General features: G+C 55.7%; 15 protein-coding genes. 8 read left to right on the forward strand and 7 right to left on the reverse strand.

Features of this window, described 5'->3' with window-relative positions:
- The first annotated feature begins 17 nt into the window (after positions 1-17).
- The 5 genes from ACNS88_RS15025 (at position 18) to ACNS88_RS15045 (ending at position 3,116) form a co-directional block, all read left to right on the forward strand.
- Positions 18-437 carry a DUF8161 domain-containing protein gene (locus ACNS88_RS15025; RefSeq protein ID WP_435099280.1) on the forward strand — a complete coding sequence of 140 codons (420 nt, stop codon included), beginning with the start codon at positions 18-20 and terminating at the stop codon, positions 435-437.
- Positions 438-461: 24 nt separating this feature from the next.
- Positions 462-683 carry a hypothetical protein gene (locus ACNS88_RS15030; RefSeq protein WP_435099282.1) on the forward strand — a complete coding sequence of 74 codons (222 nt, stop codon included), beginning with the start codon at positions 462-464 and terminating at the stop codon, positions 681-683.
- 242 nt (positions 684-925) lie between these two features.
- Positions 926-1,552 carry a DUF7437 domain-containing protein gene (locus ACNS88_RS15035; RefSeq protein WP_173230891.1) on the forward strand — a complete coding sequence of 209 codons (627 nt, stop codon included), beginning with the start codon at positions 926-928 and terminating at the stop codon, positions 1,550-1,552.
- A complete protein-coding gene (locus tag ACNS88_RS15040; protein ID WP_435099285.1) occupies positions 1,549-2,109 on the forward strand; it encodes a PIN domain-containing protein in 561 nt (186 codons plus the stop codon). The genes ACNS88_RS15035 and ACNS88_RS15040 overlap by 4 nt, the downstream gene beginning before the upstream one ends.
- Positions 2,110-2,519: 410 nt before the next feature.
- Positions 2,520-3,116 (forward strand): tyrosine-type recombinase/integrase, encoded by a 597-nt coding sequence (locus tag ACNS88_RS15045; protein ID WP_435099287.1) that lies wholly within the window; start codon positions 2,520-2,522, stop codon positions 3,114-3,116.
- 76 nt (positions 3,117-3,192) lie between these two features.
- On the opposite strand, the gene ACNS88_RS15050 is transcribed toward ACNS88_RS15045, so the two are convergent.
- The 3 genes from ACNS88_RS15050 to ACNS88_RS15060 all read right to left on the reverse strand — a co-directional run bounded on the left by ACNS88_RS15050 (position 3,193) and on the right by ACNS88_RS15060 (position 4,940).
- Positions 3,193-3,498: a hypothetical protein gene (locus ACNS88_RS15050; RefSeq protein ID WP_149784095.1), complete on the reverse strand. Its 306-nt coding sequence runs from the start codon at positions 3,496-3,498 to the stop codon at positions 3,193-3,195.
- A gap of 37 nt (positions 3,499-3,535) precedes the next feature.
- The gene (locus tag ACNS88_RS15055; protein ID WP_435099290.1) at positions 3,536-4,465 is read right to left on the reverse strand and encodes a hypothetical protein; all 930 of its coding nucleotides are present in this window, start codon (positions 4,463-4,465) and stop codon (positions 3,536-3,538) included.
- A gap of 88 nt (positions 4,466-4,553) precedes the next feature.
- The gene (locus ACNS88_RS15060) at positions 4,554-4,940 is read right to left on the reverse strand and encodes an HVO_A0114 family putative DNA-binding protein (RefSeq protein WP_435099292.1); all 387 of its coding nucleotides are present in this window, start codon (positions 4,938-4,940) and stop codon (positions 4,554-4,556) included.
- 1,192 nt (positions 4,941-6,132) lie between these two features.
- On the opposite strand from ACNS88_RS15060, the gene ACNS88_RS15065 reads away from it, so the two are divergent.
- A complete protein-coding gene (locus tag ACNS88_RS15065; protein ID WP_435099294.1) occupies positions 6,133-9,342 on the forward strand; it encodes a DUF5817 domain-containing protein in 3,210 nt (1,069 codons plus the stop codon).
- A 173-nt stretch (positions 9,343-9,515) separates the two neighbouring features.
- On the forward strand, positions 9,516-11,879 hold the full coding sequence (locus tag ACNS88_RS15070; RefSeq protein WP_435099296.1) for a DEAD/DEAH box helicase: 2,364 nt from the start codon (positions 9,516-9,518) through the stop codon (positions 11,877-11,879).
- Between the two features lie 293 nt (positions 11,880-12,172).
- Here ACNS88_RS15070 and ACNS88_RS15075 read toward each other — a convergent pair whose 3' ends face one another.
- A complete protein-coding gene (locus ACNS88_RS15075; protein WP_435099298.1) occupies positions 12,173-13,372 on the reverse strand; it encodes a tyrosine-type recombinase/integrase in 1,200 nt (399 codons plus the stop codon).
- Positions 13,365-13,727, reverse strand: coding sequence for a hypothetical protein (locus tag ACNS88_RS15080; RefSeq protein ID WP_435099300.1), 363 nt, complete (start codon positions 13,725-13,727; stop codon positions 13,365-13,367). Before ACNS88_RS15080 ends, ACNS88_RS15075 begins: the two co-directional genes overlap by 8 nt.
- Positions 13,728-14,116: 389 nt before the next feature.
- On the opposite strand from ACNS88_RS15080, the gene ACNS88_RS15085 reads away from it, so the two are divergent.
- Positions 14,117-14,779 (forward strand): hypothetical protein, encoded by a 663-nt coding sequence (locus ACNS88_RS15085; protein WP_435099302.1) that lies wholly within the window; start codon positions 14,117-14,119, stop codon positions 14,777-14,779.
- A gap of 200 nt (positions 14,780-14,979) precedes the next feature.
- Here the strand turns inward: ACNS88_RS15085 and ACNS88_RS15090 are convergent, their stop codons facing one another.
- Both ACNS88_RS15090 and ACNS88_RS15095 read right to left on the reverse strand, forming a co-directional pair.
- Positions 14,980-15,636, reverse strand: coding sequence for a restriction endonuclease (locus ACNS88_RS15090; RefSeq protein WP_435099304.1), 657 nt, complete (start codon positions 15,634-15,636; stop codon positions 14,980-14,982).
- Positions 15,629-15,874 carry a hypothetical protein gene (locus tag ACNS88_RS15095; protein ID WP_435099306.1) on the reverse strand — a complete coding sequence of 82 codons (246 nt, stop codon included), beginning with the start codon at positions 15,872-15,874 and terminating at the stop codon, positions 15,629-15,631. The genes ACNS88_RS15090 and ACNS88_RS15095 overlap by 8 nt, the downstream gene beginning before the upstream one ends.
- Between the last annotated feature and the right edge of the window lie 191 nt (positions 15,875-16,065).

A 16,065-nucleotide genomic window follows, 5' to 3' on the forward strand; every position in this document is an offset into this window, starting at 1 on the left:
CTCAGCGAGGACACACGATGGGCGACGACGTCGATCCCGAGGATCCGCGCCCCGATGGCCACTACCACGTCGACCGCGACGCAGAGTGGTACTACGTCGACGACGACCTTGCGGGGACGATCGCCCTCGGGCCAGCGACCGATGGCGAGCCCGGTGACGACTGGGTGCTTACACTCTCGGCTACAACGTCGGACGAGGATCCCAATCCGGCCGAGCGTGTCGCCGTTCGTCTCACTCCGTGGGCGCTCCACGAGCTCTACACCGAGTCGCGGAATCTCTCACCAGACGCTCGTCAGGCAGGTCACACCGCCGAGTGTGGGCTCTGCGGCGAGCAGGTTCCACTCGACCGGGCATGGCCAGATAACCGCAAGCGGCCGTGTCACCCAGACTGCTACGCCGATGCGTTCGGTGCGCCTCCCTGGTACGATGGACAGTAGCTGGGTGTCGCTAGGGCGTCCAGGGTGAGCGAGAGCAAGCTTCTCATCGCCGCTGGTGCGACTGTACTCTGGGCCATCTTCGGGGTGCTCTTGTTTGAATTGACGAGTTTGGTGTCGGCCTTCGAGCTCGCAGTTTCTGGCCCGATCTTTGATCTCACATCGTTACTTGATGTGTGGCTACTGGCTGGGATTATCCTCGGTGTTGTCGACGTCGCCCTCCTCTGGGACATGGCCACTGGGTGGTGACCACGAAACAGAGACACCGCCCTAGTACCCGGCTAACAGCCGTTTGTCCAGAAGAAGCTGTCAGATTAACCTTAAGATTAAGATTAAGATTAATTCATTTGAGTGAAATACTCTCTCAGGGCGTGAATACGAATACCAGTATCTACAAATTAGTTATCTAAGAACAATTTCTCGGAGCCTCCATACAGTCCGAAACGACTGCCACAAGATATTAGTTCTCGGTTCACGTATCATGAATTACGATGGTGGTAACAAACGCCCCGGCTGCGGACGAGAACGGCTCGAAAGAGGGCACCGCACGCTCCTTCATCGCAGCCTCAGAGATACTGGTGAATCCCGACATCGCCAGAGTCTATACTGACATCCTGCTGAATCAGCCTACTACGAACAGCAGTATCGAGCGTAGACTCGATCTTGCCGGAAGTACAACCTCAATGCGGGTTGGAAAGCTCAAAAACTTAGACATTGTCGAGGATGTCAGTAGCGGGAAAGAGAGCCAGCTCCGGACTGATTCACTATTTCTCCCCGTTGGGGAGGGAGAGACGCGGATACTGTTTGACCCGCTTACGATCGCCGCTTACGGTGCAAGCGGCGAGGTCAGTGAGATCGAACTCTTCGTTGATCGGCACGGCAAGGCGAAGCTGCTGATGGCGGTTGAGCAGACACGGGCATACCTCAGTGGCGAGGTGACTCGTCGTGGAGCAGCAGACCGCCTTAATGTTGATGAGATCGAGGCTATCAGCATCACGCAGGCGCTGGAGCCGATCATTGCCCTATTTGTCAAAGCAGGGCTCATCGATGATTCCTTCGAACACGACGTACATGATCGGAAGATTCGAAACACTCCGTACGTGTTTGAGCAGGAATGAGCGATCGGCCGAAATTAGTTGACTCTTCACCCCTCTACCCGCTCCCGGATGCACTCCTCGTTGACTCGAGCGTCTTGGGTGGAATCGGGCGATCTACTCCAGAACGGCGACAGCTAATCAACTACATTCAGTCGAATGATAAGCAGTTGTACGTCTCCACTGGAGTAGTCGATGAGTTGGACAAGGAATGGGCTGGTCCCTACGGTGTCAACGATTGGCTTGATCCAATACGTAACGAGGACTGGATTGTTGCCCTTCCAGAGCCGGATTACGGTGCGCGAATCTGTGACGGACCTACCGTGAGCGAGATGGTTGACGAAGCACACAGAGAATTAGCCAAGCTCGAACAGGAGCGAGAAGATGAACTCCCGAAAACGGACGCCAAATTCGCCGGTAATCTTGTTCAAATCCAGGTGTCTGAGGGTCACAATTCCGTGGGGCTGATCATCGACGACAGGAACGCAGAGCGCGCACTATCCCAGGTAGTCAGTGAGACGGAGTACGAGCAATTCTTCCGGATACTGAGGGGGCCAGAGGTATTAGAAGAGATACAGTAACACCCTTGTTGCTCTGCTGCCCTTCGGTTTCTGATAGTCCGTTGGATCTTCCACCGTGAGATCGTCCCGCGGTCGACTTTTCGGTACAGTTCGACAGAGAATCATAACATTCCCTGCCTCGTTGGGGCTACCCTCCTTGCGCGGCTTATGAGATCCGGTAAGTTAACGACCTCACCATACCACCGCGCCGGGGTCCTGAAAAATTATATATCATTCACCAGTTTATCAGACCGCGTTCTGCCCGCTCTGATCGCCACGCTACCACTAGGGTTAGCAGCTTGAGGACCACCTTCCACGAGACAAAACCACCAGACTGTACCGGGTTCAAAGTAGATCGGCTACAGAAATGTTCGAATCTACCAACGGAATCGAACATTATTAGACCGCTCCCAGAGAGGCATGGTTCACAGATGGGTGACGAGAAGCACTGGGTGAAACCCGGTCAGGTCGAGGCGATGCGAGATGGCGCTCGTGCGGGGCATCACCCCAAGCGTGACGACGCGATCATCACCCTCCTCTACGACACTGGGCTCCGTCGCAGCGAACTCGCCCATGTGGACCGTGAGATGCTCGATCTTGAGGACGGGCTGCTCCGACTTCCGACATCAGTCCAAAAGGACTACCCAAACGACAGTACCCCGCCGCCCGTTACCTTTGAACTCGATCGGGACGGCTCGCTGCGGACCGTCGCAACACTCCGTGAGTTCCTCGAGGCCCGCGTCGACGACGATCTCGCCCTAGTCCCTAGCCAGAAGGCTGGTCGGATGACCGGGAAGGGGATCAACGACGTCGTCCAACGGGCCGCTCGTCGCGCTAGCGTTCGCCCGTACTGCTTCTCGGGGCGAGGCCGACCCGAAGATGTCTCCGCCCACACACTCCGCCACAGCGTCGCCTGGCGGATGCTACGGATCGAAGAGGGAAACACGCTCTACGACGTTCGAAACCGCCTCCGTCACGCCTCCCTTCTCACGACTGAGCGCAAGTACGACCACTTCGAGACAATTTGACTGTAGCGGGGTTGGTGTTAACCAACACTCGAACGCATCTCTATCGGAATGTTGGTTAATTTGCTGACACACAGCGTCAGAACTCCCGCTCGATTTCGAGCTTCCGCATCGCCCGCTCGAAGACCTTCGGATGCCGGTGCGCCAGCTTCTCCAAATGGTCCCGGACTGACTGGGCTGGGTTCACCTCGACCTCATCGGCGTTCTGAAGTTCATGGTAGAACGCGTGTGTCTCGGTCGTCACCGCGACCCCGACCGTCTTATCCTTCGGTGCGCTGTCGCTGTTCAGCGCGTCGAGGTACCGGTCGACATCGAAGTTATCCCCGGCGTCGCCCTTGTTCGTCTCGTTCTGTTCGTCTTCCGCTGCGTCGAATGCGTCCGTCATCGGGTTATCACTCATAGTTTTAATCTTAAGCTTAAGGTTAGGCGTATGTCTCGATTGTCTCGTCAGTGATCTCGACGCCGTCACCGGCGGCGAACTGCTGGGCGCCAGCACGGTAGGCGTGATAGCACTCCTGCCGCACCGAGCGCGGCGTCCCATCCGAACGCTCGACGATCGTCCGGATCGCCGAGGCTGTGTACGGATCGGAGAGATACCCCTCAGTGTACTCCTCGTCGCGGGCCCACGCCAGCCACCGAGCGATCAGCTCCTCAGTCTCGGCGAACTCGAAGCGTTCGAGCGACCGGTCCTTGGCGACCAGCCGCGACGACAACGTCTCCCGCAGTTCGTCGAGTCGGTCGCCGGCCTCGGGTGTCCCGAACAGGAAGAGGATGAAGGCAGGCCCAGTCTCGCCGAGGTCGCCGATGCTCTGAAGCCCGGCGAGCAACTGCTCAAAGGTACGCGTGTTCCGCGCCGCGTCCTCAAGCTGATCCACTTGGACAATACACGTGAGATCTGCCGCCTCCAACTGCTCGGCGACCTCCTCAACGACTTGGCGGACCTCGTCGGTCGCCCGCGGGTAGGTCTCGGGGATGTCCAACTCATCGTACGCATCGAGTTCGTCAAGCAGCCGCGTGTAAAGCCGGCGTGTGGTGATGCTCTCGACCTCACGAATGCGGGCGATTGCGAACTCGTCGCTGCGAGGGCCCTCGCTCAGCGCGTTGTACACAAGCTCTCGGAAGTGGGTCTTCCCAGCACCTCGCTTGTCGATCACCGAGACGTGCCCGGCACGGGTGAGGATGTGTGAGGCAACCTCTTGGAGAAGGTCATCGTTGACTCGTACGGCGACCCGCGTGTCAGGAAGCGATTCCGCCGCGAACGGTGTGCGGTCCTCGATGAGCCCTAACTGCTCGGCATACCGAGCATGGGCCTCTTCGGCGTCATCGAGTGCCGCCGTGAATTGATCAGCCATGATACGGTTATCCCTAAGGATATCCCTAAGCTTAAGATTAAGTCAGACGCACATCGAGAGAGGCTGAAGTTGTTTCTAATAAAACTGATTAGACGACCGGTTCAATAGCGATGTGATTGTGCTTGAGCCGTGGCGCTTTCGCACGACCTTCTTCTACATATTCGATGACGTCGATACGGGCAAGCTTCTGGAGATCCCGGCTGACGACTCCTTTATCGTAGCCCAGCTCATTCGCAAGGGATCGAACCGAGTCAGGATCGTGGTCTTTCAAATAATCGAGTAGATCGAGACGCCGGTCATGGAAGATATCACCAGCACGCTCCCGGGTAAGAATGAGCGTGTCCGGGAACCCGTGCTGGGTAAGCGTCTCCGAGAACGCAGCTCGGAGTTCTAAACGCTCATCAAACTCTGCGTCCTCACTCTCGAAGTCGTTCGGATCAGGCACCGATGTTGGGGATTCTTCGAATTCAGGCATATTCATTACTCCTTGACCGTTGTTAGAACCACAACAGTCAAAGGTGTTTTGACAATATTGACCTCGGAGAGTACCGAGGTGATAACTACTTTATCGTCGGGTATGTCGAACCAGATCCCGACGGCTTCGACGACTACGACCCTGCAGAAGATGCCGAGAACTATGGGTGGTCACTCGTTCAGAAAGCCGAGTCTCCACTCGACGAAAACGACGAAATCGTAGGGATGGATACTCGCCACAACCAACCTCACCTCGACAAGGAGTATCTGCCACCCGACAGTGATGAGGTTGACATCCTCCTCCGCCTGAAGGCGGAGGAATCCCGAGCGGTGGGAGTTTCAGGTTTACAACCACGGACGCCGCCACTTCACGGGAGTCCCCATCTAACCCAGCCATCGTGACGGTGGCTGTCTGGCCATGCCAACTGGCCGTTACTCCTATCCTCGGTGTCGTTGACTTCCAACTGTTGTTTTTGCCAGTGGGAAGTCGCTGGCACGTCGCCGGACTCGGAGGTATCGCCGGGCTTGCTCAGGCCGACGGGCACAGCGACGAACCCTTCGAGGATTCGTGTTCACCGCGTCGGCGTTTCGGATATTGTCTCATTGAGTGGCGGCGAGGCCGCCTCCGAAGGTCGTTCGGAATCCGCTCCGTTCCGACCTGACCTTCCCGTTTTATACCGGGTCTTTGAACTTCAAACTACGTATTGGAAACTCGAACTGAGGCGTCGAACGTGGGTTGATTCTAAGTTGTCGGATTCATCCTGCGGCTCAAGCCGCAGGTATTCTCCTTGATTTCGTATAATATGGGCTGTGGCAGATAGTCCAAAAACGTCGGACTGTACCGCCAGTTGATCTATCTGACCGATGGGATTAAGAAGAGTCGTTACATCGCCATCTAATATGCACAGCTAGATGGCGTAGAATCAGGGGGTCATCCCCCCTGGTGGCAGCAGGGGGTCATCCCGGGAGACCACGGGGCTTGGCAGCCCAGTGGAGTATCCAATCGTACTCCCAAATTCTCCCGAGGTGGCTTAATCGTTCCGGTGCGCAGAGTGGCATCTGTGTTTCACCGGAACTAGGCCCTGTTGCTCCTCTCCCGCGTGAATTCGGTGATTTACGCGATGTTTGGCGTCAGATAGCGTGCGAGAGCGCAGTATGCACGCAACCGGATCAGATCGAGGTGAGCCCTCCCGATGAGTCGCTTCGCTGTCGTCGGATGTGCCGAATGTACGGAACACTGGGTCATCGAGGATGTAGTCGGCGTGCGACCTGCGGACCAACACGAGTGTCCGCAGTGTGGAACACGCCATACAGACGAGAAGTTACGCCGCCGGGCGAGAGCAGAGACGTGGGTGGACGCCGTCGAGAAACGGTCGGTACTGCTCGCGAACAAGCGCAGCGCTGGCGATGAGTTCGCCGACGTCGATCACTACAGCGTGCTCGAAGGCGAGTGGGACCGCGAGCTCATCGACGACCCGCTCGGTGTCCAGGTGGTCACTGGTGAGTTCTCGAATGATCACCATCTGGACGGCGACGAGATGGATGAAGAAGCCGGCGATGAGCCCGATTACCGTTCCCTCGAAGACCTCCGTCACGATGGGGACTCTGGTCTGTGGCTGGTCCAACAGTATCCAGCGGAGTCGTCAGGGACGGTGCGTCTCGACGAGGACAGCCGGCCGGGTGAGATGTGGCAGCGTCTTGTTGACACCCTTCAGGAAGATATCGCGCTTGCCGTTCGTGAGTTCGTTGGTGGCGTCGGCGACGGAGCCGGGTGGCAAGTGCTCGAAGCAATCATCGACGACCAGCTTGGCATGGTCGATCGGGGCGCCCTCGAGGATGCCGAGAACCTTCGTGGGTCAATTGCCACGTCGACGTTGCTCAGCCTGTGTAAGGACGTTGGCTCCGAGCAACACCAGCAGGCAGTGGAGTTTCTTTCTAGCCTCGGTGATACCGACTTCGGCCCACTAGGTATCGGGTTCAACGGCGAGATCGAAGACATCCGGCGTATTGTGAAGCCGTTACTCTCGGCCTCGGTTCATACGCCGACGATCACCGTGCGTATAGACGAGTCGTTCCGAGAGATCGACCATGCTGACCAGCGCCGGCGGATGGTCCAGCTGCTCAGCTGGCTCGGGCACGGTGTGGATGTTCGAGTTGTGTTTGAATCACCAATCTGGATGCGCCGCTTTGCGTGGACCTACGATCCGGAGATCGATATCGACGAGCTTGACGGCAACGTGCCGGACGTGACAGCGTTCGATGTGAGTCAGCAATGCAACACAGGCCAGCGCGCTTCCGGTGCCGTTGACGACCACGTAGCTGCGGCTCTGGAGGCACTCGATACGGATGGTGAGGTCGTCGCGACGCTCGAACGAATCGGTGTAGAAGCCGGACAGACTGCGTCCTACGAGGCGCTCTACCGGGCTGCCCCGTACGACGAGCCCGACCAGTCACGGAACAATGTTGCGTACCACCTCCGACAGCTTCGCGAACACGAACTGGTGACCGATCGGATCGGGACTAGTGATGGGAGCAAGGTAGCGATTCGCCCAGCTGGGATGCGGCTACTGGAGGAGATCGGACGATCCGGGATGCAACAGAAGCCCCTTCAAAAATTTGTGAGTCGGGCCGGAAAATCCGACGACAATTTGGAGTCTAGACCCGCGCACACACGTGAGGGGGGGACCGGGTGGAGCCGCGACCGCCTCCCCGCACTCCACACCATCCAGCCGCTTCCCCGTTCTACCTACCAAGCTGCCGTCGCGACGACCCCCGAGAACGGCATCGCAACGGTCGATGCGGCCATCACTGAGTGGGATGATCGGGCGGCTCCCCATCGCTATATGGACTGGGAAGAAAATCGCTTGGCTGTGGCCGCCGAGGTCGACAATCCGATGCAGTGGGCGGTCTGTACTGCTCGTTCGTTGGGTGACGCGTTTGTCTGGGACAACCTCCTGACCAAGGAGCGGTTCGACGAGCACGGCGATTTCCGCCGGCTGCTCCAAGAGGCACCTGGCATCCTCCAAAATAGTGCGTGCCTCGGGTGGATCGCCGACGGTGACGACATCGTCGACGACGTCGAAGAGTTCGGCAGCCGGATTCAGAGTGTTCTTGAGGATATCTGCGAGATGACGCGGGACATGACCCATGGTGAGTACCGCGAATATGACTCTCGGACGGCCTTCCGGACGCAGATACTCACTGAATCGCTCGGCGTAATCGGTGTGATGACGCGGCTGCTCGACTTCGCTGGCATTGATCTCCTCCGGATCGGCCGAATGCCCCGGCTCAAGAGTGATTTTGACGAAGAGAAGCTCTCGTCCATCGCGAAATTCGTCGGTATCAACTCGGCGATCGGGTCGACCTACGGCATGGCCTCTGTGTTCCGCCAGCTGTTCGAGGATCGCGACGAAGTCCTCCGCTGGTCGATAGACGTCGATGTTGACGCCGCAGAACCGTTCGGCGAGCTCATCGGGTCGTGGTGTCTGTTCGCAGATTACGGCGACCGCCAAGGGGTGTTCGCTGAGAAACTCCGATCCAACGTCTCTCCAAAGAAAATCCGGGACGGCGCTCCCGAGATCGGTGTCCGGATCTCTGTCCAAACGTCGACGAGCCGGGCGCAGTTCCAGGACCTCCTCGACTCGGTTCTCCGTGAGAAGAATCTCATCACGACGCCGGAGGCGGTGTCGGTACTCCACGGATTGTGTCGATCGCCACTGGCCATCGCGAACGGTGTCGCTCGAGCCTTGGAGCCGGAAGATAAGACGCGGCACATCCGGTCTGTAGAACTCCGTCGAGTCATCGCAGCGCTGTCTTCGGAGCAAATACTTCGAGATGCGTCGTCGACACCGCGGAAAGCGCTTGTGACGCTCGCTGAATGCGATGAACTTGTGAACCAATCGGAACTCGCCGAGAGAGCTGGCGTGTCGGCTCGATCGCTGCGTGACCACCTCCCAGATCTCATCGATGCGGGGATCGTCGAAAAGACGGACACCGGCTACCGGCTACAGCTGTCATTCGAGGAGACGAACCGAGACGACAGAAACCTCCCCGAACGGTATCGTGATATCTATCCAAAGTGGGTGAGTGATCCGACTGTCAGCAACGACGTCCACGCTGCGGCTGGAGCGCTGCGCACAGCTAGAACCCATCACGGGCCGGAGGGGCCAGTTCCCCCGGATGGTGTCGGCTTTGCTGGCGACGTCCTACTTGAACTCACAGAGCCGTGGCCGTTGATCGAGGAGGTTCTCCCAGCGTTGTGGGCAGTCACGGCAAGAGACTCATACCGACAGGACGCTGCTGTCGCCGGTGCTGCCCTCGTCGAGCTAGAGATTGAGGTGATGGGGAAACGCCCCCGTCAGTTGAGCCTTCAGGAGGCGACCACCCGAGGTACCCCGACGTGACGTGAGTTCTGACGAGAGTCCGGTGCCGATCGATGATACACCCGACCCGATAAGTATTCGTCTCGTAGAATGTCCGCCTTATGACGATTCACCAAACACAAACAAGGTGATTCGGTGTGTCAATTGTAGTAGTATTTTTATCTGATGCCGCGTATTCTTATCACAATTCATCAATGGCTGATATTCCAGATTGTCTCTCCCACTCCAGTGTTGAGCGGGTCGAATCACTACTTCAGCGGAAAGGGTTTGACTCGGTGAATGAGACCCAGGCGGCTTTCCTCAAGGCAGATGGAATGAATGAGGGAAACACCCTGCTCTGCGCAGAGACTGGGAATGGGAAGACATTCTGTGCTGAAACTGTTGTACAACGGGCGCTTGAAAACGGGAAGTCAGTTGCGTATCTCGTCCCAAGTGTCTCTCTCACGAACGGGAAGTACGAGTCCATCAGCGAATGGCTGGACGGAGGATATACGCTGGCCAATGCCACGTGGGGTGACACAGCCGGCTACCAGCATGCTGATGTGATCGTTGCGACCTTCGACTCGTATTATGAAGCAGCGATTCGCGGTGTTGGCCTCGGTGTGGATACGCTCATTTTCGATGACTTCCACGAGATATACTCAGACTTTCGCGGAGATACCATCGAAAAATGCCTGACTATCGCCCGGCAGAATGGGGCTGAGATCTTTGCGAACAGTGCGACGGTTGGGAATCCTGATGAAATTGCTCGTTGGTTAGAGTCAGATCTTGTCATCAGCCCTGCGAAGCGAGGCGTTCCGATCGTTGAAAGACCGGTGAAGAAAGGTGATTCACGGAAGTCCTATGGCGAGTTCATCGGCGATCTGATCATGGATAACCGAGAGGTGGGCCCGTTCATGATATTCAATTTCTCGACGTCAAATGCTCAGACTCGGGCGCTGCGGATCAAAGATAACTGTCGGTTCGAGCGACCCGATACAGACTACCGGGCAAAGGTTGAGGCCGCAGTCGATACAGTTCTCACAAGTACCCACCATGATTTGATCAGCTGTCTGGAGAACGGAGTTGCGTTTCACTATGCCGGGCTCGAGAACTCTATCAAAGAACTCGTAGAGGAGGGGGTCAAGAACGGCGACATCAAGTGTATCTCCTGTACGACCACGCTCGCGTACGGGTTTGACTCACCCATTCAGTCAGTCATTGTTGCTGACCTCGCTCGCTTTGGGCAGTTTATTGGAAAGTATGAGTACATACAATGGATCGGTCGGGCTGGCCGGGGTGGTGATATGGAGGAGGCGTATGCTTATCCCATCTACACAGATGAAGAAGCCGAAGAGTACTTCGAGTTCGGAACGCCAGTCGAAGAGAAATCGCTTGAATCAATTGGGTCGCACTTCGGGCCTGTACCTGACGACTTCCCGAGCGATGAATACATTTCGAACGCAGAGAACGCCGACACGAATCTCCGCTGGCTCCTGATTGAACTTGTCGTCAGTGGGTGGAATACACTCGATGAACTGATCGAGTTCGTTTCGATGACGCTGTACGGGTTCTATCAGAGCGCGTCGACATCCGCGACTCCGACTCTCGGTAATGATGAGGTCGCCCAGAAGGTCATTCGATTCACAGAGGAACTCGACGAGAAGGGCTTCATCAACTACCAGTCGGACAATCAGATTACACCAACTGAACTTGGTGAGGCTGTCTTCGAGTATGACCATGCGACCCGGCTTGAACCCACGCCTGACGCGCTCAAGGGCGTTGTCAGGATGCTCGAGAACTACCACCCAATCTCGCCCGAACGGTTAATCAAAGAGTTTGCGACGGTTTCATACACCTGCGATCTTGGCGAGTCGCCCAGTGAGGATAATCCGTTGTGGGAGTTACTGGAGAGACACGGTTATGAACAGTCCAACTCGTCGATGACGGCAGCCGTGATGACGTGGCTCTGGTGCCAGGGCATCAATGCGGACTTGATCGAAGATCGAGCGGACATCGACGTAGCACACCTCTCAACAACTGCTAGCAACCTCTCTGAAGCGATTGGGGCGATCGGTGAGCTGTACAATGCAACACCACACGAAGAACCGGTGTGGGTAGAGACGTTTACTCAGCAGCTTGCGGATGGGGTAACGGTGAAAGATCTCCATCTGACGTCCTACGATGGAATCGCTCGGGGACAGGTGATGGCGCTCGAAGATCAGATACAGACCGCGTGGTCAGGCCTCGACAAGGATACGCCACCGGGTCACGCTACAACCATCGAAAAACTGGCCTTCCAACAGAAGCAGGCTCCGTCAGGCTTCGAGGAAAATATCGTTCTCAGCGCAGACCACATCTCGACTGGGACAGCACCGACTGTTGTCGAAGCGGTGAAAGACTGGACAGCCGGTGACTCCGGAGAGCTGACTCAACCGCCGATTTCCGAATCTGGTCGTAACTTCCTTAATTTCGGCAATTCGTCCGGGACGATCGAGATGCCGCAGCCTGCGAGTGAGTCTACGGAATCAAGCTCTCGTGATACGACACGTGGAACGTCACTTGATGACTTCGTGTAAAGAGTATCATTGTCTGAACTCACGAGGGACTCGTGAATCAGTATCCGCCCACTCACCTACCACATAAGCAAGCAGTGTCTCGGGGTCAAGCCCTGGAGATGAGTCCCACAATGCGCTTGCTAGGGGAATTCTTCATCGAGATGGTGGCTGTAGGTTCTTCATCTTGAAATCCGACCGGGCAACAAACTGCCCGGCGAGTTCGGCTAACTTTCGAGTCCGCTGGATATCGGCCAGATTAGAACCCATTCTACTACTCTCGGTGAGTGAAAGAGATCGAGGAGAAAACCTCCTTTTCAGTCGTAGAACCGGGGGCTTACGTCAAGGAACCGTTCGACGCGGTCGTCCGACCAGTGGGTGTAGTTGTCCATCGTGTTTTCCTCGTCACCGCGGAGCAGTTTCGTCGTCGTTGCGTGTTCTCCCGTACTGGCGGCCTCGAGCCGTTCGTCGATCGTTGATGTTGCCCAGTGGCGGAAGTAGTGCGGATTGATGTTATCGTCGTCATAGGCTTCGTACCAGTATCCGAGTTCCTCCGAGTGGCGGCGAATGTTCTGGGCTACCGTCTGTGGGTGAATCCTCTGTCCCCAATTGCGTGAGACTGTCGTGCACAGTGGCGTGTCAGATTCGAGTGTCCCGGGGTGCGCTGCCAGCCATCGGAGGAGAAGGTCGACCATCTCCTCATCAAGCGGGATCGTCCTGTTGACACTTGTTTTGTTCGACGCTGTTGGGACTCGCCCTCGTTCCTCCCAGAGTGCACCCTCTTCGGGGGCACTTGGCACGTAGAGGAATGGACGTTTCTTGTGCCGGAGGGCTTTGTGAACTTCCCAGTTACAGGCTGGGTGATCCAGGTAGATATCTTGGAGGTCAGCATTAGTGATGACACCCCTTCGTATCGTTGTTTTCGCCATCAGTGCTGTGATCGCTTCCCAGAGTGGGTGCTGGAAAGCCTGGATGTAGTTGGCCATCTCGTCGACGGCGATTATTTTCGGGTTCCGTGATGAGGCGCTCCCGATGATCTTATCAGCACCTTCGTCGATAGCGAGTTCAATCGGGTTCCCTGACTCGGTGAACAAGGAGTGGCCGCGCTTCAGGCAGAAGTCGTAGAACTGCTTGATCGTCTTTACGTTCTCCCCTTCAGTGGCTCCACCATAGTTTGGATTCGCAGCCATCGCATGAAAATAATCTCGAGCGTCGTCGATCGAGAGGTTTTCTGGCTGTTTGTCACCACCAGTGTTCCAGTCAATCCCGCTCTCGTGGCGCAGCACCTCACTGCCGTACTCGTCATGCTTCTCTTCGATCGTGCGTTTATCATCGTCTTCGTAGATGATCCAGTCTAACTCGTCGTTGAGCCACCGCTTGAACAACCCTGTATGCCATTTGACACTCCGCTGGGTGGAGTCCGCCGAGTGGTTGTGCCGCGTATGGACGAACCAGTCCAGCGGCGGTCGGGTGGGGTCGTTACCGTGCCGTACGGTTCCGTAGTCTGGGTTACTCATTGATTCGGAAGTCGAACCCGTCTTTTTCGACGGGCGAGTCATCGTCTTTGGCTAATTGGAAGAGGTAGTCTGAAGCAAGTTCCTTGAAAGCGTCCTCGAGAACGGTGTTGAGGTCTTTGTAGTCCTCGTCCAGTGCCTCAAGTACGAGCTTCTCCGGGTCATCAGTACCTTCACCTGTACTCCTGATCTTATCGTTCAACGTGCGCGGGTCGAGCGCGACGATGTTACTCTCACCGGCAGAGATCATGATGCGAATGTACTCTGCTGCGCTATTGTACCCCTCAGCGTCGGAGGCACGTTTCCACATCGTCGTTGGCATCGATACGTACCGTTTCGTGAATTCTGGCTTTGCCATGATTTTCACGCCCAGTTTTACAACTGAACTTGTATTTCTTTATCTGGAAGCCAGGCACTTAGTTGTTTTTCCGGTAAGAGTAAACAAATGAGAACAGGATGTAAACAGGGAAAATCGATATACTCCAGTTCTCATTTGTCATTCTTATTTTCGAAATCGCATGAAGAAAGCGTGGTGGCGGATTAGAATGTACATAACTTCTTTTGTTTTAGCCCCCGCCAAAAATAAGAATGGAGTGTACCCGACTGGTTGAATCGGATCAATCTAGAACAAGTCAGTTTGTATCCGAGTGAGTCGGAAAGATAATATTCTCAATATTAAATCTTCCAATCCATTGAACTATGTCAAGTGGCCGATAGAACTATATTATTTTGCTGTCGATTGGTTGTATGGGCGAACAGACGATTCGGTATATGAACGAACGGGGAAGTGTTACGATTGATTCCGAAATCCGGGAGGTTCTAGGTCTGAAGGAAAAAAAGGCGCTCGTCAGATTATGTGAAATTCAAGTCGTGAAGGTTGAGGACGATGAAATTAATGTTGAGGATTTACCAGACGAAACGTGCCGAACCATTTCTCGGATCAACAATCGCGGGATCGTTAGGATCGACGAAGAAGTACGAGATGTCTTGGGAATCAACGGTAGGAAAGCAATGCTCAAAATTGGTGATATTGAAATTGCAAAGATTGTTGATGAGCCAACGGCTGAAGTTCGCAGCAGTATCATACCGATCGACATTGGGGCCTTCTACGCGCGTACGGTGGCAGAATGGAGCCAAATAAAAGGTGTCTATCTCCGGGCACATCAAGACATCGAATACCCACTAAGTAGGTCAACTGCGACGAAAATTATTGGTACCGGAATACTGATCGCGATGGTCAGTGCTGTACTGTTGGGTCAGAACGGTGCACTTCAAGCGCTTGCGACTGGTGACCGAATTGAATGGATTAGTCTGACCATCGCTCTTACCTTCGGCGTGACCATGGTTGTCTACTTACTCCCTGATCGCAGAGAAGTAGTGCGTAGCCTCATCGAAAACCCACCAGAGTAGAGTTCGTTCTACGCTCATCTGTGGACGCTCTTAGATAGAGGATTGTTGATGGAGAGCCTTCGGGTGGTTTCGACATAGCTATCACTCCTCATGGACAAGGTCAAACAGGAATGCCGCCATTTCTACCGATGGTTTGACCGACCCAGACCGCTACGGAAGTTCACTACCACCAATCACCGCCACAAGAGCGTCGTTTGTTTTTATCTAAAGTTGTAGTCGGTGTCGGAGGCGTTGATATACTTGTCATTCCCACGTCGGTCTGACACGTAACAAGGCCCACAACCGCCATCGAAGAACACGGGCGTCTCGATATCAAGATTGCTCCGTCGCTTCAATAGCTGCGGCATATTACTCCTGAGTTCGCTCACGTATGGTTCTCGTCTCGTTCGAAGCGTCCCTCGAGGCGGCCGACGTTCAGTCAGCGGCGGCAGCGAGTCCTTATAGAGGTCATCAATAGTGAGGATTCGCACATCAAGCACCTGGGCAAGCCACCATGCCTGGCTGGTCACGCCCCACGCGACGACGAGCACGGGCATCGCCCGAGCAAGCAGTGCTCGGTGAGAGATATCGGCGACCGCATTACGACCGACGAGTGTCGTGTGCCAGTCTTTACATTCCGCGACGAGGTAATCTGCCGGGCCGTTCTGTAGGTCCACTCTCCGGGCGACAACGTCGGTCTCAAGCCCGAATAGGTACTCATTCCGTGTTGTCTGGTACCCCCACCGGTCGAACGCTTCTGCTGTCTCTCGTTCGAGCCACCGACCATTTGTCGGATCGTGCTCAAGATCGTCGATTGGTTCCTCCTGATCGCCGAGAGCGCCGATTTTCTCGTTGAGGTCATCGAAGAAATCACTCATCGGTTGAGGCCTCCGTGGCAGCGGCAGCGCGCACGGCCGTATGTTCAAGCGCTGTTGCGATCGCACGGGCTTCCGTCGGGGTGAGTTCGGCAAAGGTAACACCCCAACTCCCGCCGACACTAAGCATGAGTTGTGATGGGTCGTCATCACAGAGCGCTACCTGAATCTTCGCCTCTTCTTGGATGAGCGGACGGTCACGGACGACGTCAGTTTCAAGATCGATTGCTGGGCGGCTCATTGGGATGTACCGTTTGTCGGGAGCATACTCGGTAGGTTGCGAGGCGACGCGGCCTTCGGTGGATGCGGTGTCGTCATGGTTGATTCTAGGGTGTTGATTGCGAGCGATTTGTCTGGCTGTGTTGAATCGCTGTAAGGCGTAGAGATTCACTGTTTGACGAAGCGCTTGATGTTATAGACGACACACATCAG

It is taken from the genome of Halorubrum shenae (assembly GCF_051194165.1).
GTDB lineage: Archaea > Halobacteriota > Halobacteria > Halobacteriales > Haloferacaceae > Halorubrum.

Coding starts and splice junctions, on each gene's coding strand:
- ACNS88_RS15025 (WP_435099280.1), top strand. CDS start 18: ATGGGCGACGACGTCGATCCCGAGGATCCGCGCCCCGATGGCCACTAC.
- ACNS88_RS15035 (WP_173230891.1), top strand. CDS start 926: ATGGTGGTAACAAACGCCCCGGCTGCGGACGAGAACGGCTCGAAAGAG.
- ACNS88_RS15040 (WP_435099285.1), top strand. CDS start 1,549: ATGAGCGATCGGCCGAAATTAGTTGACTCTTCACCCCTCTACCCGCTC.
- ACNS88_RS15045 (WP_435099287.1), top strand. CDS start 2,520: ATGGGTGACGAGAAGCACTGGGTGAAACCCGGTCAGGTCGAGGCGATG.
- ACNS88_RS15050 (WP_149784095.1), bottom strand. CDS start 3,498: ATGACGGACGCATTCGACGCAGCGGAAGACGAACAGAACGAGACGAAC.
- ACNS88_RS15055 (WP_435099290.1), bottom strand. CDS start 4,465: ATGGCTGATCAATTCACGGCGGCACTCGATGACGCCGAAGAGGCCCAT.
- ACNS88_RS15060 (WP_435099292.1), bottom strand. CDS start 4,940: ATGCCTGAATTCGAAGAATCCCCAACATCGGTGCCTGATCCGAACGAC.
- ACNS88_RS15065 (WP_435099294.1), top strand. CDS start 6,133: ATGAGTCGCTTCGCTGTCGTCGGATGTGCCGAATGTACGGAACACTGG.
- ACNS88_RS15070 (WP_435099296.1), top strand. CDS start 9,516: ATGGCTGATATTCCAGATTGTCTCTCCCACTCCAGTGTTGAGCGGGTC.
- ACNS88_RS15075 (WP_435099298.1), bottom strand. CDS start 13,372: ATGAGTAACCCAGACTACGGAACCGTACGGCACGGTAACGACCCCACC.
- ACNS88_RS15080 (WP_435099300.1), bottom strand. CDS start 13,727: ATGGCAAAGCCAGAATTCACGAAACGGTACGTATCGATGCCAACGACG.
- ACNS88_RS15085 (WP_435099302.1), top strand. CDS start 14,117: ATGGGCGAACAGACGATTCGGTATATGAACGAACGGGGAAGTGTTACG.
- ACNS88_RS15090 (WP_435099304.1), bottom strand. CDS start 15,636: ATGAGTGATTTCTTCGATGACCTCAACGAGAAAATCGGCGCTCTCGGC.
- ACNS88_RS15095 (WP_435099306.1), bottom strand. CDS start 15,874: ATGAGCCGCCCAGCAATCGATCTTGAAACTGACGTCGTCCGTGACCGT.